Origin of the sequence: Bradyrhizobium macuxiense (assembly GCF_001542415.1) — a bacterium.
Classification (GTDB): Bacteria; Pseudomonadota; Alphaproteobacteria; order Rhizobiales; family Xanthobacteraceae; genus Bradyrhizobium; species Bradyrhizobium macuxiense.
Map to the genome: position 1 here is coordinate 145,086 of NZ_LNCU01000084.1, position 14,989 is coordinate 160,074.

Below are 14,989 nucleotides of genomic sequence, written 5' to 3' on the forward strand. Positions count from 1 at the left end.
CACCGGCTGGCTTCACGTGAAGGCGCTTTGTGACAACGAATGTGACGGCCAGCTATGATCCGCTGTTGCGCAAGATCCATTGGGCGACGGCGGTGTTGTTCATCGCCGCGATGTTGATCGGGCTCTACTGTGGACTGCAGCCGGCCGGGACGTCGCCGCGGCGCGAGCTGCTCGAAGTGCACAAGTCGCTCGGCGTGACACTGTTCTTCCTGGCGATCCTGCGGCTGATGGTGCGGGCCACCACTGTGGCACCGTCAGAGCCGTCGTCGTTCTCGCCGCTGGTGCGGATCGTGGCGCGGCTCAATCATTGGGCGCTCTACGCTATCCTCTTCGCCATGCCCGTCACCGGATACATGTTGTCGTCGGCCGGCGGCTATTCGCTGCGCTATTTCTGGACCTTCAGCTGGCCGCACCTGTTTGCCGGCAACAAGGCGGTCGAGCGTGCGGGCGAGGTCGCGCATGGCACGCTCGCCTATCTGGTCTATGCCGTAGTTACGCTGCACATCGCTGCGACGCTCTGGCATGTGGTTGTGAAGCGGGATGAGACGCTGTCGCGGATGTGGCCGCGGGCGAGCCGCAATCCATCCTGACAATTCCACGCGCTGGCCGTCAGCCGCGTAGCGCCGTTTCCGGAATGGTGCGGCGGACCACCTCGCGCATCGCGAAGCTGGAATGAATGCGGGCAACGCCTGGCATCCGCGACAGATGCTGCTTGTGAATGCGCTCGAAGTCGGCGATGTCGCGCGCGATGACCTGCAAATGATAGTCGTCGCTACCCGACATCAGGTGGCAGGAGACGACATCGGGGCAGCGCGCGACCGCGGCCTCGAATGCCGCCAGGTAGTCCTCGCTCTGCTTCTCCAGCGTGATCGTGACGACGACCGTGGTCACGAGGCCAAGCGCGGTCGGTTCGAGGTCGACGCGATAGCCGCGGATGACGCCGGTCTCCTCGAGGTGGCGGATGCGCCGTGCGCATGCGGTCGGTGACAGCCCGACTTTCTCGGCAAGCTCGATCTGGCTGGCGCGGGCATCGGAGACCAGTTCGGCCAGGATTCGGAGATCGATACGATCGAGACCGTCCACGCAGTTTTCCTCTAATGATCGGGCTGCGCGCGAAGAATATGAGCGTCCTTGGGTGTGAGCAAGCCGGATTTCGCTGAGAAACGCCGCGTGACGGGGAATAGCCTCATAATAGGCGGAAGCGATTCTTTTCAGGAGCGGACCATGCGCGTCGGGGTGCCCAAGGAAATCAAGGTCGAGGAATATCGGGTCGGGCTGACGCCGGCCTCGGTGCGGGAATATGTGGCGCATGGACATGAGGTGGTGGTGCAGCGCGGGGCAGGCGAAGGCATCGGCTCCGGCGACGATGTCTACCGGCAAGCCGGTGCGCGGATCGCCGATACGGCCGAGGAAGTGTTCTCCGTCGCCGACATGATCGTGAAGGTGAAGGAGCCGCAGCCGTCCGAATGGACGCGGCTGCGCGAAGGCCAGATCATCTTCACCTATCTCCATCTCGCGCCCGACGTACCGCAGACCAAGGGCTTGCTTGCCTCGGGCTGCACGGCGGTGGCCTATGAGACCGTGACCGATGCACATGGCGGGTTGCCGTTGCTCGCGCCGATGAGCGAGGTCGCGGGCCGGCTTGCGATCGAGGCCGCGGGTGCGGCGTTGCGCAAATCCGCCGACGGCATGGGCAAGCTGCTCGGCGGCGTGCCCGGCGTTCCGCCGGCGCGGGTCGCGGTTATCGGCGGCGGCGTGGTCGGCACGCATGCGGCGCGGATGGCGGCTGGGCTCGGCAGCGACGTCACCGTGCTCGACCGCTCGTTGCCGCGCTTGCGTGTGCTCGACGATCTCTTCGCCGGCCGGGTCCGCACCCGCTACGCCACGCTGGAGGCGATCGAGCAGGAGATTATCGCCGCCGACGTCGTGATCGGCGCGGTGCTGGTCCCCGGCGCCAGCGCGCCGAAGCTGGTGTCACGCGCGCAACTCGCCAGCATGAAGCGCCGCGCGGTGCTGGTCGATGTCGCGATCGATCAGGGCGGCTGCTTCGAGACCTCGAAGCCCACTACTCACCAGGCGCCGACCTATCTGGTCGACGACATCGTGCACTATTGCGTGGCCAACATGCCGGGCGCGGTGCCGGTGACCTCGAGCCACGCGCTCAACCACGCGACCTTGCCGTTCGGTCTGGCGCTCGCATCGAAGGAGCTGCGCGCGCTGGTGGAGGATCCGCATCTGCGTGCCGGCCTCAACATTCATCGCGGCCGGATCACTAACCGCGCCGTCGCCGAGAGCCAGAACCTTGCGGTGGTGATGCCGGAGGAAGCGCTGGCGTCTTGAGGCGGGACTCGCAGGCCACGTCCGGCGCGTCACCCAAGCTGCTCCTCATCCTGAGGAGCGGCGTTTTCGCCGCGTCTCGAAGGACGAGGCCACCGATCGGGCCTCATGGTTCGAGACGCGCTTTGCGCTCCTCACCATGAGGGGCGCGCGGCAGCGTTGGGCGGCGCGGTGCGCTTCGGACCATCGTCCGACCTTGTCAAGCCGCACGAGCGCAGCCCTCCTTCCATGTCGTGGTCGGCGTTCCATACTGGCGGAGCGATGTTCTGCATGATTTGATGCCTCCAATCAAAGCCGCACCAAGCCGCGATCAGCGGCGCGTGCGGCTGGCCTCAAAGAAGCCGAAGGGAGGACTGTCTTGAAAAAGACCGGTCGTACGATGCTGGCCAAGATCTGGGACCAGCATGTCATTGCCCGATTGAGCGAAGACACCGATCTCCTTCATATCGATCGCCATCTGCTGCACGATCTCGGCGGCTCGCGCGGCTTGCTCGACCTCAAGAGCAAGGGCCTCAAGGTTCACAATCCAGAGCTGACCTTTGCGACCCCCGATCATGCCATCTCCACTGCGCACGGCCGCGCCGGAACCAGCAAGATCGGGCAGGAGCTGTTGGCTGCGCTGCGGGTTGAGACCACAGCGAGCGGGATTGCGATGTTCGATGTCGACCAACCCGGCCAAGGCATCGTTCATGTCATAGGACCGGAACTCGGATTGAGCCTGCCTGGCGCGACGATCGTCTGCGGCGACAGCCACACCTGCACGCATGGCGGCCTCGGCGCGCTCGCCTTCGGCATCGGTTCGAGCGAGCTGACGCATGTGCTGGCAACGCAGGCGCTGATCCAGCGTCGGCCAAAGACTCTGCGCGCAAGATTTGAAGGCAAGCTGCCGCTCGGTGTCACCGCCAAGGACATGATCCTGGCGCTGATCGGGCATATCGGCGCGGCCGGCGGCACCGGACATGCGGTCGAATATGCCGGCAGCGCGATCCGCGAGCTGCCGATCGAGGGCCGGCTCACGATCTGCAACCTCTCGATCGAGCTCGGCGCCAAGATCGGCATGGTCGCGCCCGACGAGACAACCTTCGAATTCCTGCGTGGCCGCCCCTACGCGCCGCAGGGTGCGCTGTGGGAGCAGGCAGTCAAGGCGTGGCGCGAGCTGCCGAGCGATCCCGATGCGGTATTCGATCGCGAGGTCGTGATCGACGTGACCAAGATCATCCCGCAGGTGACCTGGGGTATCAGCCCCGAGCACGTCATCGGCGTCGATGGCCGGATTCCCGATCCCAAGGCGGTCGATGATCCGGCGCGGCGCGCGGCGATCGAAACCGCGCTCGACTATATGGGCCTGCAAGGCGGCGCGCCGATCGCAGGCACGCCGGTCGATTGGGTGTTCATCGGCTCCTGCACCAACAGCCGCTTGAGCGACCTTCGCGCCGCGGCCGAAGTCGCGCGCGGCCGCAAGGTCGCGGCCGGCGTTCGGGCTTGGGTGGTGCCGGGCTCGGAGAACGTCAAGCGCGAGGCGGTCGCCGAAGGGCTCGACAAGATCTTCACTGACGCCGGTTTCGAATGGCGCGAGCCGGGCTGCTCGATGTGCCTTGCCGCCAATGGCGAGGTGGTGGCGCCAGGGCAGCGTTCGGTCTCGACCTCGAACCGCAATTTTGTCGGCCGGCAGGGGCCGCGCGCGCGGACGCATCTGGCGAGCCCGGCGAGCGCGGCTGCATCAGCGATTGCCGGTGCGATCGCCGATGTCAGGATGATGGGGCGCTAAGCATGCCAAAGCCGTTCAACACGCTCACCGCGACCGCCGCGCCGATCATGCGCAGCAATATTGACACCGACGTCATCATCCGCATCGAGCGGCTGGTCGGCAACTCGATCCGCGGCACGCTCGGCAAATGGGCGTTCGGCTCGCTGCGCTATCTGCCCGACGGCTCGGAGAATCCGGATTTCATCTTGAACCGCGAACCGTACCGGCAGGCGGAGATCCTGGTCACCGGCCCGAATTTCGGCTGCGGCTCGTCGCGCGAGGGCGCGGTGTGGTCGCTGCAGGAAATGGGTATCCGCGCCGTCATCGGCTCGGGCTTCGGCGACATCTTCTTCGCCAACTGCTTCCAGAACGGAATCCTGCCTGTCGTCGTCGACAAGGTGGTGGTCGATTCACTCGCCGCCGACATCGAGGCGACGCAGGGCGCGGGCAAGGTCTCGATCGATCTGGAGGCGCAGACCATCGTCTCGCCGTCCGGTGCGCGCCACACATTCGAGATCGATCCGCGCCGGCGCGAAGGACTATTGAAGGGGCTCGACGAAGTCGCACTGACCCTGCAGCGCGACGACGAGATCCGCGCCTTCCAGGCTTCCGATCGCGCGGCCCGCCCTTGGATTCATTTTGCAAGGACACCCGCTTCAAGGACATCCGCATGAACGCGCAATCCAACATGATCAAGGTCGCCGTGGTCGGCGGCGAGGGCATCGGTCCCGAGGTCACCGCGCAGTCGCGCCGGATCCTCGACTGGTTCGCGGCGAAGCGTGGCGTGCCGATGACGCTGCGCGAGGCGCAATACGGACTGATCCCGTATCTCGCAACCGGCAGGGTGTTGCCGGAGGACACTGCGGAAGCAATGGACGAGGCCGACGCGATCCTGTGGGGCGCGACCGGCGGGCCGGAGACCAAGGAGGTGCCGGCGGCCGCGCGCAAGGCCGGCAGCCTGCTCGGCCTGCGCAGCAAATACGATCTCTACGCCAATCTGCGGCCGATCGTGGCGAACCCGGCGCTTTCCGCCTCCGCACCGCTCAAGCCCGAAGTGCTCGACGGCGTCGATTTCGTCATCATCCGCGAGCTGACCAGCGGCATTTATTTCGGCGAGCCGCGCGGCATCGAGACGTTGCCGGATGGGCAGCGGCGCGGCTTCAACACCGAGCAATACACCACCAACCAGATCCGCCGCGTTGCGCGGTCGGCGTTCGAGTTGGCGCGGACACGGCGCAACAAGGTGTGCTCGGTCGACAAGGCCAATGTGCTGGAGACCAGCGTGGTCTGGCGCGAAGAGGTGACCGCGCTGCACAAGGAGGAGTTCTCCGACGTCGAGCTGAGCCATCTCTATGTCGACAATGCCGCAATGCAGATCGTGCGCGAGCCGCGGCAATTCGACGTGATGGTCACCGGCAACATCTTCGGCGACATCCTGTCCGATTGCGCGGCGATGGCCTCGGGCTCGCTCGGCATGTTGCCTTCGGCCTCGCTCGGGCCGGTCGACCGTTACGGCCGGCGTAAGGCGCTCTATGAGCCGGTGCACGGCAGTGCGCCCGATATCGCGGGCAAGGGCATCGCCAATCCGCTCGGCTCGATCCTGAGCGTCGCGATGCTGCTACGCCTGACGTTGAACCGTCCCGCGGATGCCGATCTCCTGGAGAAGGCGGTGCAGACGGCGCTCGCGTCCGGAGCGCGCACCGTTGATATCGCCGAGGCGGGCGCGAAGAAGCTGTCGACAACCGAGATGGGTGATGCGGTGCTGAATGCGCTCGACAAGGTTGCGGCGAAGGAACACGCTTGATGGCCGCTATCTGCTGCGCCGGCAGCGCCAGCGCAGCGTTGAGTAAGCCAGCGTCAGGCCGTCCTTTGGGCGCGGTCGCGAAGGCTTTCCGAAGACTCAAGCAGACTGTCCGACGGAGAAGTCTCGCCGTCGAGCCAATCCTGCTCCTTGGCCAGCGCGCGCCAGGCAGCTTCCATCCGCTTGTAGCGATTGTAGGTCGGTTCTTCCGATGCGCGCTCTGCGAGCTGCGCGCAGTTCTCCGCATTGTCGAGAAAGTGCTGCGACTGTTTCATAGAACGTCCTCCTGTTGATAAGGACGTGGGGCATCATTTCGGGCTATTCAACGCGTAGAAAATGATCATTTCGCCACACTGGTGAATGCCTGTTCAGGGAGTTCCATCGCTCAGCGTGCGTACAGAGGCACGAGCGTAGGAACGCTTCGTTGCTCCCGACGTTCCTCCGTTTCCATGTCGAAACTGGAGGAGGAATGACATGAAGAAATATCTGTTGGCTGCCGCCATGGTCACTGCGATCGCGGCGCCTGCCTTCGCCGATGAAGTCGGTGTTCGCGTAGGCCCAGCCGGCGCGGGTGTGACCGTCGGTCAGGCACCCGCATATCGTGAGCGCGATCGCGACCGCACCACCGTCATCAGAGAGCACGAGCCACGCGACCGGACCACCGTGATCAAGAAGCGGGATGCGTACGGCAATCGCAGCAAGACTGTCATTCATCATGGCGACGACGACGATTAAGGGCTGACTCATCCACGTCTGGGATGGCCGAAGTCCGCCGCTGACCCAGTCGCGGCGGATTTTTTTGTTTGCCCCGCGGTTCGATAGTGGAGCCCTGAACGCGTCTCGGGCGTTGTTGGCACGTGATTGGTCGTGCTGTGAACTCCGTAGAGGAGCAATGGCTGTCGAGACGGAACTCAAATTCCGCGTTCCGGCGCGGACGTTGAAGGCGTTGGTGAGGCCGCGGATTGCCGGGAGCAGGAGCGGAAAGCCGTCGGCAAGCGATCTGGTCTCGACTTATTTCGACACCGCCAGGCACAAGCTGAAGCGGCGGGGCCTCACGCTGCGTGTACGCCAGGATGGCGGCAGGCACGTGCAGACTATCAAGTCAGCCGGCGGCGCGCAGTTCGGCCGGGGGGAGTGGGAGACCGAACTCGAGACGGACGAGCCGGATCTGAGCAAGGTCGGCGGCACGCCGTTTGAGGACTTCGCGTCCAGGAAACTTCGCCGCAAGCTGAAACCTGTCTTTGAAACATCAGTGCGGCGCATCGCCGTGCCGCTGCGCACGAAGCGCAGTGAGATCGAACTTGCCATCGATCGCGGTCAGGTAACCGCCGGCCATCGCACATGCCCGATCGAGGAGGTCGAGCTCGAGCTCAAAAGTGGGCGGCAGCTCGACTTGTTTCGCATCGCGAAAGCGTTGGAGCGCAAGACGGGCGCCGAACTCGACCTGCGTTCGAAATCAGATCTCGGATACGAGCTTGCCGATCGCGAGGAGCCTGTCGTTGTCTCGGCCGAGAGCGTGGTGCTGGATTCCGCCTTCACGGCGGCCGAGGCGTTTCGGGTGATCGCGCGCTCGGCGTTTCGTCACTTTTCATCGAACGCAGATGCGGTCCGCGAGGGCGAGGCTGAAGGCATTCATCAGATGCGGGTCGGCCTGCGCCGGTTGCGTGCGGCGATCTCGCTGTTCTCAAGGATGCTGGTCGGGCCGAGCACGGAAGAGGTCAAGGTTCAGCTCAAGTGGCTCACCAATGAGCTGGCGGCGGCGCGCGAACTGGACGTCTTCGTCAGGGACGACATCGAGCCCGCCTCGCATGATGCCTTGCTTCGGCGCGGCGGCAAGGCGATCCGGCAGGAGTTTTCCGAACGCCGCGACCGTGCGTTTGCGCGCGCGAGGATGGCCACGAGCTCGGCACGCTATCGCACGATGCTGATCGATACATTGCAATGGATCGAGGCGCCGCAAACGATCGCGGCTGCGGATGAAGGCGGTCCGGTCGGCGAGTTTGCGGCCACGCTGCTGCATCGCCGCATCAGGAAGCTGCGCAAGGACGGCCGGCGTCTCGACGCGATGTCCGCCCGGGAGCGGCACAAGGTGCGCATCAGGGCGAAGAAGCTCAGATATGCGATCGATTTCTTCGAAAGCCTGTTTCCCGGCAAGCGCGAGCGGAAGCAACTTGCATGGTTGTCGAAGCACCTGAAGCGGATTCAGAAAACGCTCGGCTCGCTCAATGATTTCGTCGCACATCGCAAGCTGGCCGTCGACGCGGCGCTGAAGGCGCCGCATCGAAAGGAGCGCGCCCGCGCCTTTGCGTCGGGCGTGGTGCTTGGCCGCGAGGAACAGGCGGTCAGGCCGCTGATCAAGATCGCGGCGAAAGAGGTGCGGGGACTGAGGAAGATGTGACGCGCCCGTCGTGCTCGCGCTCGGCCGATGCGATCCGATTGCGGCACTCGTCGGCATATGCACGCAGGCGCTCGGCCGTCAGCGGGTCGAGGCCGGTGCGCGCCAGCCGCTCGGCGCGATCAGCCTGGTCCTTGAGGTCGTCGATCATCCCGGTCATGTCCGCCTCCATGCCGGGATAATTTGAATCGAATTGCGACGTTCCCCGACCGATGGCGGAGTGGCTAACGCGCGGTTAACTGGCGGCGTGGGCGCGCTTAGGTCACCGGCGCCGGGTTGAACAGCGTGAGGTCGTTGTGGATACCCCAGCGATCCGACCACGGCTTGGTGCGGCCGCTAGCGACGTCGAGGATCATGCGGAACAGGTCCCAGCCGGTTTCCTCGATGGTCTTCTCACCGGTCGCGATGCAGCCGGCATCGAAGTCGATCAGGTCCTTCCAGCGTCGCGCCAGCTCGCTGCGGGTCGCGACCTTGATGACCGGCGCGGCGGCGAGGCCGTAAGGCGTGCCGCGGCCGGTAGTGAACACCTGCAGCGTCATGCCAGAGGCAAGCTGCAGCGTGCCGCAGATGAAATCGCTCGCCGGCGTCGCCGCAAACAGCATGCCCTTCTGGCGCGCCTTCTCGCCGGGCGACAGCACGCCGCTGATCGGGCCTGAGCCAGACTTGACGATCGAGCCGAGCGACTTCTCGACGATGTTGGCGAGCCCACCCTTCTTGTTGCCCGGCGTGGTGTTGGCGCTGCGGTCGGCGCCGCCGCGGGCGAGATAGGCGTCGTACCACGCCATCTCACGGATCAGCGCGCGGCCGACATCCTCGTTGACGGCGCGGCGGGTCAAAAGCTGGATCGCATCGCGCACTTCGGTGACTTCCGAGAACATCACGGTCGCGCCGGCCCGCACCAGCAGGTCGGCGGCGAAGCCGACCGCGGGATTGGCGGTGACGCCGGAGAATGCGTCGCTGCCGCCGCATTGCAGGCCGATCACGAGATCAGAGGCCGGGCAGGTCTCGCGCTTGCGGCTGTTGAGCACCTTCAGCCGCGCCTCGGCCTGGGTCATGATGGCCTCGACGATCGCGCCGAAGCCGTCAAAGGCCTCGTCCTGCATCCGCACGATGGCGTCGCTGATGCCTTCCGGCACCAGTCGCTCGGGCGCAAGCTTCTCGCAGCCGAGACCGACGACCAGGATCTCGCCGCCGAAATTCGGGTTGAGCGCGAGGTTCTGCAGCGTGCGGATCGGCACCACGGCGTCGGGCGCCGATATCGCGACGCCGCAGCCATAGGCGTGCGTCAGCGGCACGACATCGTCGACATTGGGATATTTCGGCAGCAGCTCGGCACGAATGCGCTTCACCGCATATTCCATCGTGCCCTTGACGCATTGCACCGAGGACGAGATGCCGAGGATGTTTTTTGTTCCCACCGAGCCGTCCGGATTGCGATAGCCCTCGAACGTAAAACCTTCGAGCGGCGGCAGCGCCGCCGGCACCGCGGTTGCGATCGCGAGCTGGTCGAGCGGCGGCGCCTCGGGCATACGGATGCGCGCCTCGTCGACCCATTCGCCGGCCAGGATCGGCGACAGTGCATGGCCGATCACCTCGCCGTAACGGATGATCGGCGCGCCCTCGGCGATGTCGATCAGCGCAGTCTTGTGTCCCTGCGGCACGAAGGCGCGCAGTGCCAGGCCGCAGGCGAAGCGGGAGTCGGCGGGCAGGCCGAAATCGTTCACGACGATCGCGACATTGTCGCGCTCATTGAGCTTGATGTAGCGGGGCTGCTCCTTCGCGCCGATCGACTGGTCCATAAGCAACTCTCCTCAGGGACGGTGCGAGTTTGGGGTGTGACGGGTCTGCGAGTTCTCACCTCTCCCCTTCGGCGAGAGGTCGGCGCGAAGCGCCGGGTGAGGGGGCGAAGGTCTCACGAGAGAGCGTAACCCCTCACCCGGAACGCATCTGGCGATGCGTTCCGACCTCTCCCACAGGGGGAGAGGTGGATACCTCTTCTGCGGACCGGACTGCGCGATCATGTCAACCCGGGAAGGTGTAAGCCGTCTTCACCGTGGTGTAGAACTCGCGGGCATAGGCGCCCTGTTCGCGTGCGCCGTAACTCGAGCCTTTGCGGCCGCCGAACGGGACGTGGTAGTCGACGCCGGCAGTCGGCAGATTGACCATCACCATGCCGGCCTCGCTGTTGCGCTTGTAGTGCGAGGCGTATTTCAGGCTTGACGTGCAGATGCCCGAGGCGAGGCCGAACTCGGTGTCGTTGGAGATCGCCAGTGCCTCCTCGTAATCCTTGGCGCGGATCACGCAGGCGACCGGGCCGAAGATTTCCTCGCGTGCGATGCGCATGGTGCTGGTGGTCTCGGTGAACAGCGCGGGCTGCAGATAGAAGCCGGGCGTCTCGCGGTTCAGGAGCTCGCCACCCCAATGCAGCCGGGCGCCTTCGTCCTGGCCGATCTTGATGTAGCGCAGGTCCTGGTCGAGCTGGCTCTGGTCGACCACCGGGCCGACATGCACGCCGCTCTTCAGCGCGTCATCCACCGAAAGGCCCTTCATCCGTTCGGTCATCGCCGCGACGAAGCGATCGTGGATGCCCGCGGTGACGATCAGGCGCGAGGACGCCGTGCAGCGCTGGCCGGTCGAGAAATAAGCGCCGTTGACGGCGACCTCGACCGCGACCTTCACGTCGGCGTCGTCGAGCACGACCAGCGGATTCTTGCCACCCATCTCAAGCTGGAACTTCTTCATGGGATTGGAGAGCACGCAAGCCTGCGCGATCTTGCGGCCGGTCTGAACCGAGCCGGTGAAGGAGATCGCGGCGACATCGGGATGCTCGAGCAGGGTCTGGCCGACGACGGAGCCGGAGCCGACCACGAGGTTGAACACGCCGGCCGGAATACCGGAGCGCGCGATGATCTCGGACAACGCATGTGCGGAGCCCGGCACCAGCTCGGCCGGCTTGAACACGACCGTGTTGCCGTAGCAGAGCGCGGGCGCGATCTTCCAGGCGGGAATTGCGATCGGGAAGTTCCACGGCGTGATCATGCCGACGACACCGACCGGCTCGCGGGTGATCTCGACATCGAGGCCGGGACGAACCGACGCACCCTTTTCGCCCATCAGCCGCAACGCTTCACCGGCAAAGAACGCGAATATCTGGCCGGCGCGCGCGACCTCGCCGATGCCCTCGGGGAGAGTCTTGCCTTCCTCGCGGGCGAGCAGGCGGCCGAGCTCTTCCTTGCGGGCGAGGATTTCGGCCGAGATCTTGTTCAGCGCGTCGAAGCGCTCCTGCGGCGTCGAGCGCGACCACGCCGGGAAGGCGGCCTTCGCCGCGGCTATCGCCTTTTCGGTCTGCGCCTTGTCGGCCCTGGCGTATTCGCCGACCACGTCATTGGTGTTGGAGGGGTTGATGTCCCGCGTAATGCCTGAGCCGTCGACCCATTCGCCGGCGATGAAGTTTTTCTGGTGAGCGGTCATGTTTCTCTCCAACCTTTGTTGTTAGCGCACGAGGCAGGGACGCTTGTCGTCGAAGGTCCAGCCCGGGATCAGGAACTGCATGGCGAGCGCGTCGTCGCGGGCGCCGAGGCCATGCTGCTTGTATAGCGCGTTCGCGGCCTCGATGGCACCGCGATCGATCTCGATGCCGAGACCCGGACGATCCGGGATCGCGATCTTGCCCCCCTTGATCTGCAATGGCTCCCTGGTCAACGCTTGGCCGTCCTGCCAGATCCAGTGGGTGTCGATCGCGGTCACCTTGCCGGGCGCGGCGGCGCCGACATGGGTGAACATCGCGAGCGAAATATCAAAATGATTGTTGGAGTGCGAGCCCCAGGTCAGGCCGTTGTCGCGGCAGGTCTGCGCCACCCGCACCGAGCCCTGCATGGTCCAGAAATGCGGATCGGCGAGGGGAATGTCGACCGCACCGAGCCGCAGCGCGTGCGAAAGCTGGCGCCAGTCGGTCGCGATCATGTTGGTCGCGGTCGGCAGGCCCGTGGCGCGGCGGAACTCCGCCATGATCTCGCGGCCGGAGAAGCCGGCCTCGGCGCCGCAGGGGTCCTCGGCATAGGCGAGCACGCCGTGCATGTTGCTGCAGAGGCGGATCGCCTCGTCCAGCGACCAGGCGCCGTTCGGATCGAGCGTGACGCGAGCGTTCGGGAAGCGTTTGGCGATCGCGGTGACGGCCTCGATCTCCTGCACGCCCGCGAGCACGCCGCCCTTGAGCTTGAAATCGGCGAAGCCGTAATGCGCCTGCGTGGCCTCGGCGAGCCGCACCACGGCGTCGGGCGTCATCGCCACCTGATGGCGGAGATTGAACCAGTCGGGCTTGCCGGTCTCGCCCTCGACGTAAGGCAGGCTGGTCTTGCTGCGGTCGCCGACAAAGAAGAGATAGCCGAGTGTCTCGACGCTGGCGCGCTGCTGGCCTTCGCCGAGCAGCGCCGCGACCGGCAGACCGAGATGCTGGCCGAGCAGGTCGAGCAGGGCGGATTCGACCGCGGTCACCGCATGGATGGTGACACGCAGATCGAAGGTCTGTTTGCCACGGCCGCCGGCGTCGCGGTCGGCGAATGCCTGGCGCATCGACGCCAGGATGTTGTTGAGCGCACCGATGGTCTGGCCGACGACGAGGTCGCGGGCGTCCTCGAGCGTCTTGCGGATCTTCTCGCCGCCCGGAACCTCGCCGACGCCGGTGTGGCCGGAATTGTCGGTGAGGATGACGATATTGCGGGTAAAGAACGGCGCGTGCGCGCCGCTCAGATTGAGGAGCATGCTGTCGCGGCCGGCGACCGGGATCACCTCCATCGCCGTGACGATGGGGGCGCCGGAAAAGCCGGTGCGGGTCGTATTCTGGATCATCCGCTCCTCCCTTCGTTCTTCGCCGGCTCGGCTTATTCCGCGGCCTGCTGCGCGGCTGCCTGCGGCAGCTTTGCCACCAGTGCCGTGAGCTCGGCGATCTCCTGCTCGGTGAGATCGGTCAACGGCGGCCGCACCGGGCCGGAATTGCGGCCAATCACCTTCATGCCGGCCTTGATGATCGACACTGCATAGCCCTTCTTGCGGTTGCGTATCGCGATCAGCGGCAGGATGAAATCCTTCAGGCCTGCATGGATGGTCTGATGATCGCGCCGGCGTACTGCGGCATAGAACTTAGTCGCGAATTCCGGCACGAAGTTGAACACCGCCGATGAATAGGTCGTGACGCCCATGTCGAGATAGGGCAGCGCGAAAGTTTCCGCCGTCGGCAGCCCGCCGATATAGGTCAGACGGTCGCCGAGCCTGGTGTAGACACGGGTCATCAGCTCGATGTCGCCGATGCCGTCCTTGTAGCCGACGAGGTTCGGGCAGCGCTCGCAGAGCCGGGCCAGTGTATCGGGATGCAGGATCGCATTGTCGCGGTTGTAGACGATGACGCCGATCTTCACCGACGCACACACCGCCTCGACATGCGCGGCGAGACCATCCTGCTCGGAATGCGTGAGGTAGGGCGGCAGCAGCAACAGGCCGTCGGCGCCGGCCTTCTCGGCACCGACCGCGATCTCGCGCGCGATCGCGGTGCCGTAGCCGGTGCCGGCGAGCACGGGCACGCGGCCCTTGGTCTCGTCGACCGCGACCTTCACGATCTGCGGGACCTCCGAGGGCGTCAGCGAGAAGAATTCGCCGGTGCCGCCGGCGGCGAACAGGCCCGCGACGTCGTAGCCGCACAGCCAGTCCATGTTGCTGCGATAGGTCGCTTCGTCGAACGAATAGTCCGCCTTGAACGGCGTGACGGGAAAGGACAGGAGGCCGCCGCCGATGTGCCGGGCCATCTCCTGAGGGGTCATCTTGCTCATGGCGCCACTCCTTGAAAGCTTTGGGGATCGGGTTGCGCGCAAAACGCGCGTCCGCAGCGGCATTTTTAGGAAATGGTTCGATGCGCGTCCAAGCCAAACGCGGTATTGAACGATGCGTTATCGGTATCAATCGCCGCCGGCGTGCGATCCGGCGATTTCCGTCGCGATCTCGATCAATGACGGCAGCAGCTGGTTCTCGTAGTCGCGCCGCCACACCAGAAACAGCTCCACGGGCGTGGCGCCGCGCAGCTTCAGCGGCTTCAGCCTGACGTCAGCGATCTTCAGGCTTGCGGCGGCTTCCGGCACGATCGCGACGCCGAGCCCGGCGCGCACCATCGCGAGGATCGAGTGGATCTGGCTGAGATGCTGGACATAGCGCGGCAGCACGTCGGCGCGCGTGAACAGCGCCACCAGCAGGTCGTGGAAGTAACGGGCCTCATAGGGTGAATACATCACGAAGGGCTGGTCGTCGAAGTCCTTGATCGCGATGGTCTCGGCGGATGCCAGCGGATGCCGCTTCGGAATCGCAGCCAGCAGCGGCTCGGCGACGACGCGCCGGCTTGCGAATTCCGGCCGCGCGATCGGCGGGCGCAGCAGGCCGGCATCGATCTGGCCCGTGGTTAGCGCTTCGAACTGATCGCCCGAGACCATTTCCTTCAGGGAAAAATCGACTTCGGGCAGCCGGGTGCGGCAGGTCGCGATCAGATCGGGCAGGAAGCCGTAGGCCGCCGCGGCGGTGAACCCGATCTTGAGCGAACCGGTCTTGCCGAGCGCGATGCGGCGGGCGACTTGCGAGGCGGATTCGGCAAGTTTCAGGATGCGGCGCGCTTCGGGCAGGAAGCTGCGTCCGGCCGGCGTCAGCCGCACCGAGCGGCTGGTGCGCTCCA

Annotated in this window: 15 protein-coding genes; 7 read left to right on the forward strand and 8 right to left on the reverse strand. The window is 65.4% G+C overall.

The window, feature by feature from the left end; genetic code table 11:
* The first annotated feature begins 41 nt into the window (after positions 1–41).
* Positions 42–590, forward strand: a complete 549-nt coding sequence (locus AS156_RS25215) for a cytochrome b (RefSeq protein ID WP_082747717.1) — start codon at positions 42–44, stop codon at positions 588–590.
* A 19-nt stretch (positions 591–609) separates the two neighbouring features.
* Here AS156_RS25215 and AS156_RS25220 read toward each other — a convergent pair whose 3' ends face one another.
* Positions 610–1,083 carry an Lrp/AsnC family transcriptional regulator gene (locus AS156_RS25220; RefSeq protein WP_066510021.1) on the reverse strand — a complete coding sequence of 158 codons (474 nt, stop codon included), beginning with the start codon at positions 1,081–1,083 and terminating at the stop codon, positions 610–612.
* A gap of 141 nt (positions 1,084–1,224) precedes the next feature.
* Between AS156_RS25220 and ald the strand changes: the two genes are divergently transcribed.
* The 4 genes from ald (at position 1,225) to leuB (ending at position 5,888) form a co-directional block, all read left to right on the forward strand.
* Positions 1,225–2,340 carry an alanine dehydrogenase gene (ald, locus tag AS156_RS25225; RefSeq protein ID WP_066510024.1) on the forward strand — a complete coding sequence of 372 codons (1,116 nt, stop codon included), beginning with the start codon at positions 1,225–1,227 and terminating at the stop codon, positions 2,338–2,340.
* Between the two features lie 376 nt (positions 2,341–2,716).
* Positions 2,717–4,105: a 3-isopropylmalate dehydratase large subunit gene (gene leuC / locus AS156_RS25230; RefSeq protein WP_066510027.1), complete on the forward strand. Its 1,389-nt coding sequence runs from the start codon at positions 2,717–2,719 to the stop codon at positions 4,103–4,105.
* Between the two features lie 2 nt (positions 4,106–4,107).
* Positions 4,108–4,758: a 3-isopropylmalate dehydratase small subunit gene (gene leuD / locus AS156_RS25235; RefSeq protein ID WP_066510030.1), complete on the forward strand. Its 651-nt coding sequence runs from the start codon at positions 4,108–4,110 to the stop codon at positions 4,756–4,758.
* Positions 4,755–5,888, forward strand: a complete 1,134-nt coding sequence (gene leuB / locus AS156_RS25240) for a 3-isopropylmalate dehydrogenase (protein ID WP_066510035.1) — start codon at positions 4,755–4,757, stop codon at positions 5,886–5,888. Before leuD ends, leuB begins: the two co-directional genes overlap by 4 nt.
* Positions 5,889–5,941: 53 nt before the next feature.
* Here the strand turns inward: leuB and AS156_RS25245 are convergent, their stop codons facing one another.
* Positions 5,942–6,160 carry a hypothetical protein gene (locus tag AS156_RS25245; RefSeq protein WP_066510036.1) on the reverse strand — a complete coding sequence of 73 codons (219 nt, stop codon included), beginning with the start codon at positions 6,158–6,160 and terminating at the stop codon, positions 5,942–5,944.
* Between the two features lie 199 nt (positions 6,161–6,359).
* Here AS156_RS25245 and AS156_RS25250 point away from each other — a divergent pair, with 199 nt between their 5' ends.
* Together AS156_RS25250 and AS156_RS25255 are read left to right on the forward strand one after the other, a co-directional pair.
* A complete protein-coding gene (locus tag AS156_RS25250) occupies positions 6,360–6,620 on the forward strand; it encodes a hypothetical protein (protein WP_066510039.1) in 261 nt (86 codons plus the stop codon).
* 157 nt (positions 6,621–6,777) lie between these two features.
* Entirely contained in the window at positions 6,778–8,283 is a 1,506-nt protein-coding gene (locus AS156_RS25255; RefSeq protein WP_066510042.1) for a CYTH and CHAD domain-containing protein, read from the forward strand.
* Here the strand turns inward: AS156_RS25255 and AS156_RS41120 are convergent.
* The 6 genes from AS156_RS41120 to AS156_RS25280 form a co-directional block, all read right to left on the reverse strand.
* Positions 8,240–8,440 carry a hypothetical protein gene (locus AS156_RS41120; RefSeq protein ID WP_245313055.1) on the reverse strand — a complete coding sequence of 67 codons (201 nt, stop codon included), beginning with the start codon at positions 8,438–8,440 and terminating at the stop codon, positions 8,240–8,242. The two genes, AS156_RS25255 and AS156_RS41120, sit on opposite strands and share 44 nt — an antisense overlap.
* Positions 8,441–8,537: 97 nt before the next feature.
* The gene (garD, locus tag AS156_RS25260; protein ID WP_066510044.1) at positions 8,538–10,079 is read right to left on the reverse strand and encodes a galactarate dehydratase; all 1,542 of its coding nucleotides are present in this window, start codon (positions 10,077–10,079) and stop codon (positions 8,538–8,540) included.
* Positions 10,080–10,302: 223 nt separating this feature from the next.
* Positions 10,303–11,751 carry an aldehyde dehydrogenase family protein gene (locus AS156_RS25265; RefSeq protein WP_066510047.1) on the reverse strand — a complete coding sequence of 483 codons (1,449 nt, stop codon included), beginning with the start codon at positions 11,749–11,751 and terminating at the stop codon, positions 10,303–10,305.
* A gap of 21 nt (positions 11,752–11,772) precedes the next feature.
* Complete coding sequence (gudD, locus tag AS156_RS25270) at positions 11,773–13,128, reverse strand: glucarate dehydratase (RefSeq protein WP_066510049.1); 1,356 nt, start codon at positions 13,126–13,128, stop codon at positions 11,773–11,775.
* Between the two features lie 32 nt (positions 13,129–13,160).
* Positions 13,161–14,102, reverse strand: coding sequence for a 5-dehydro-4-deoxyglucarate dehydratase (gene kdgD, locus AS156_RS25275; RefSeq protein ID WP_066510051.1), 942 nt, complete (start codon positions 14,100–14,102; stop codon positions 13,161–13,163).
* 126 nt (positions 14,103–14,228) lie between these two features.
* On the reverse strand, positions 14,229–14,989 hold a 761-nt coding region (locus AS156_RS25280), incomplete at its 5' end, for a LysR substrate-binding domain-containing protein (protein WP_066510054.1).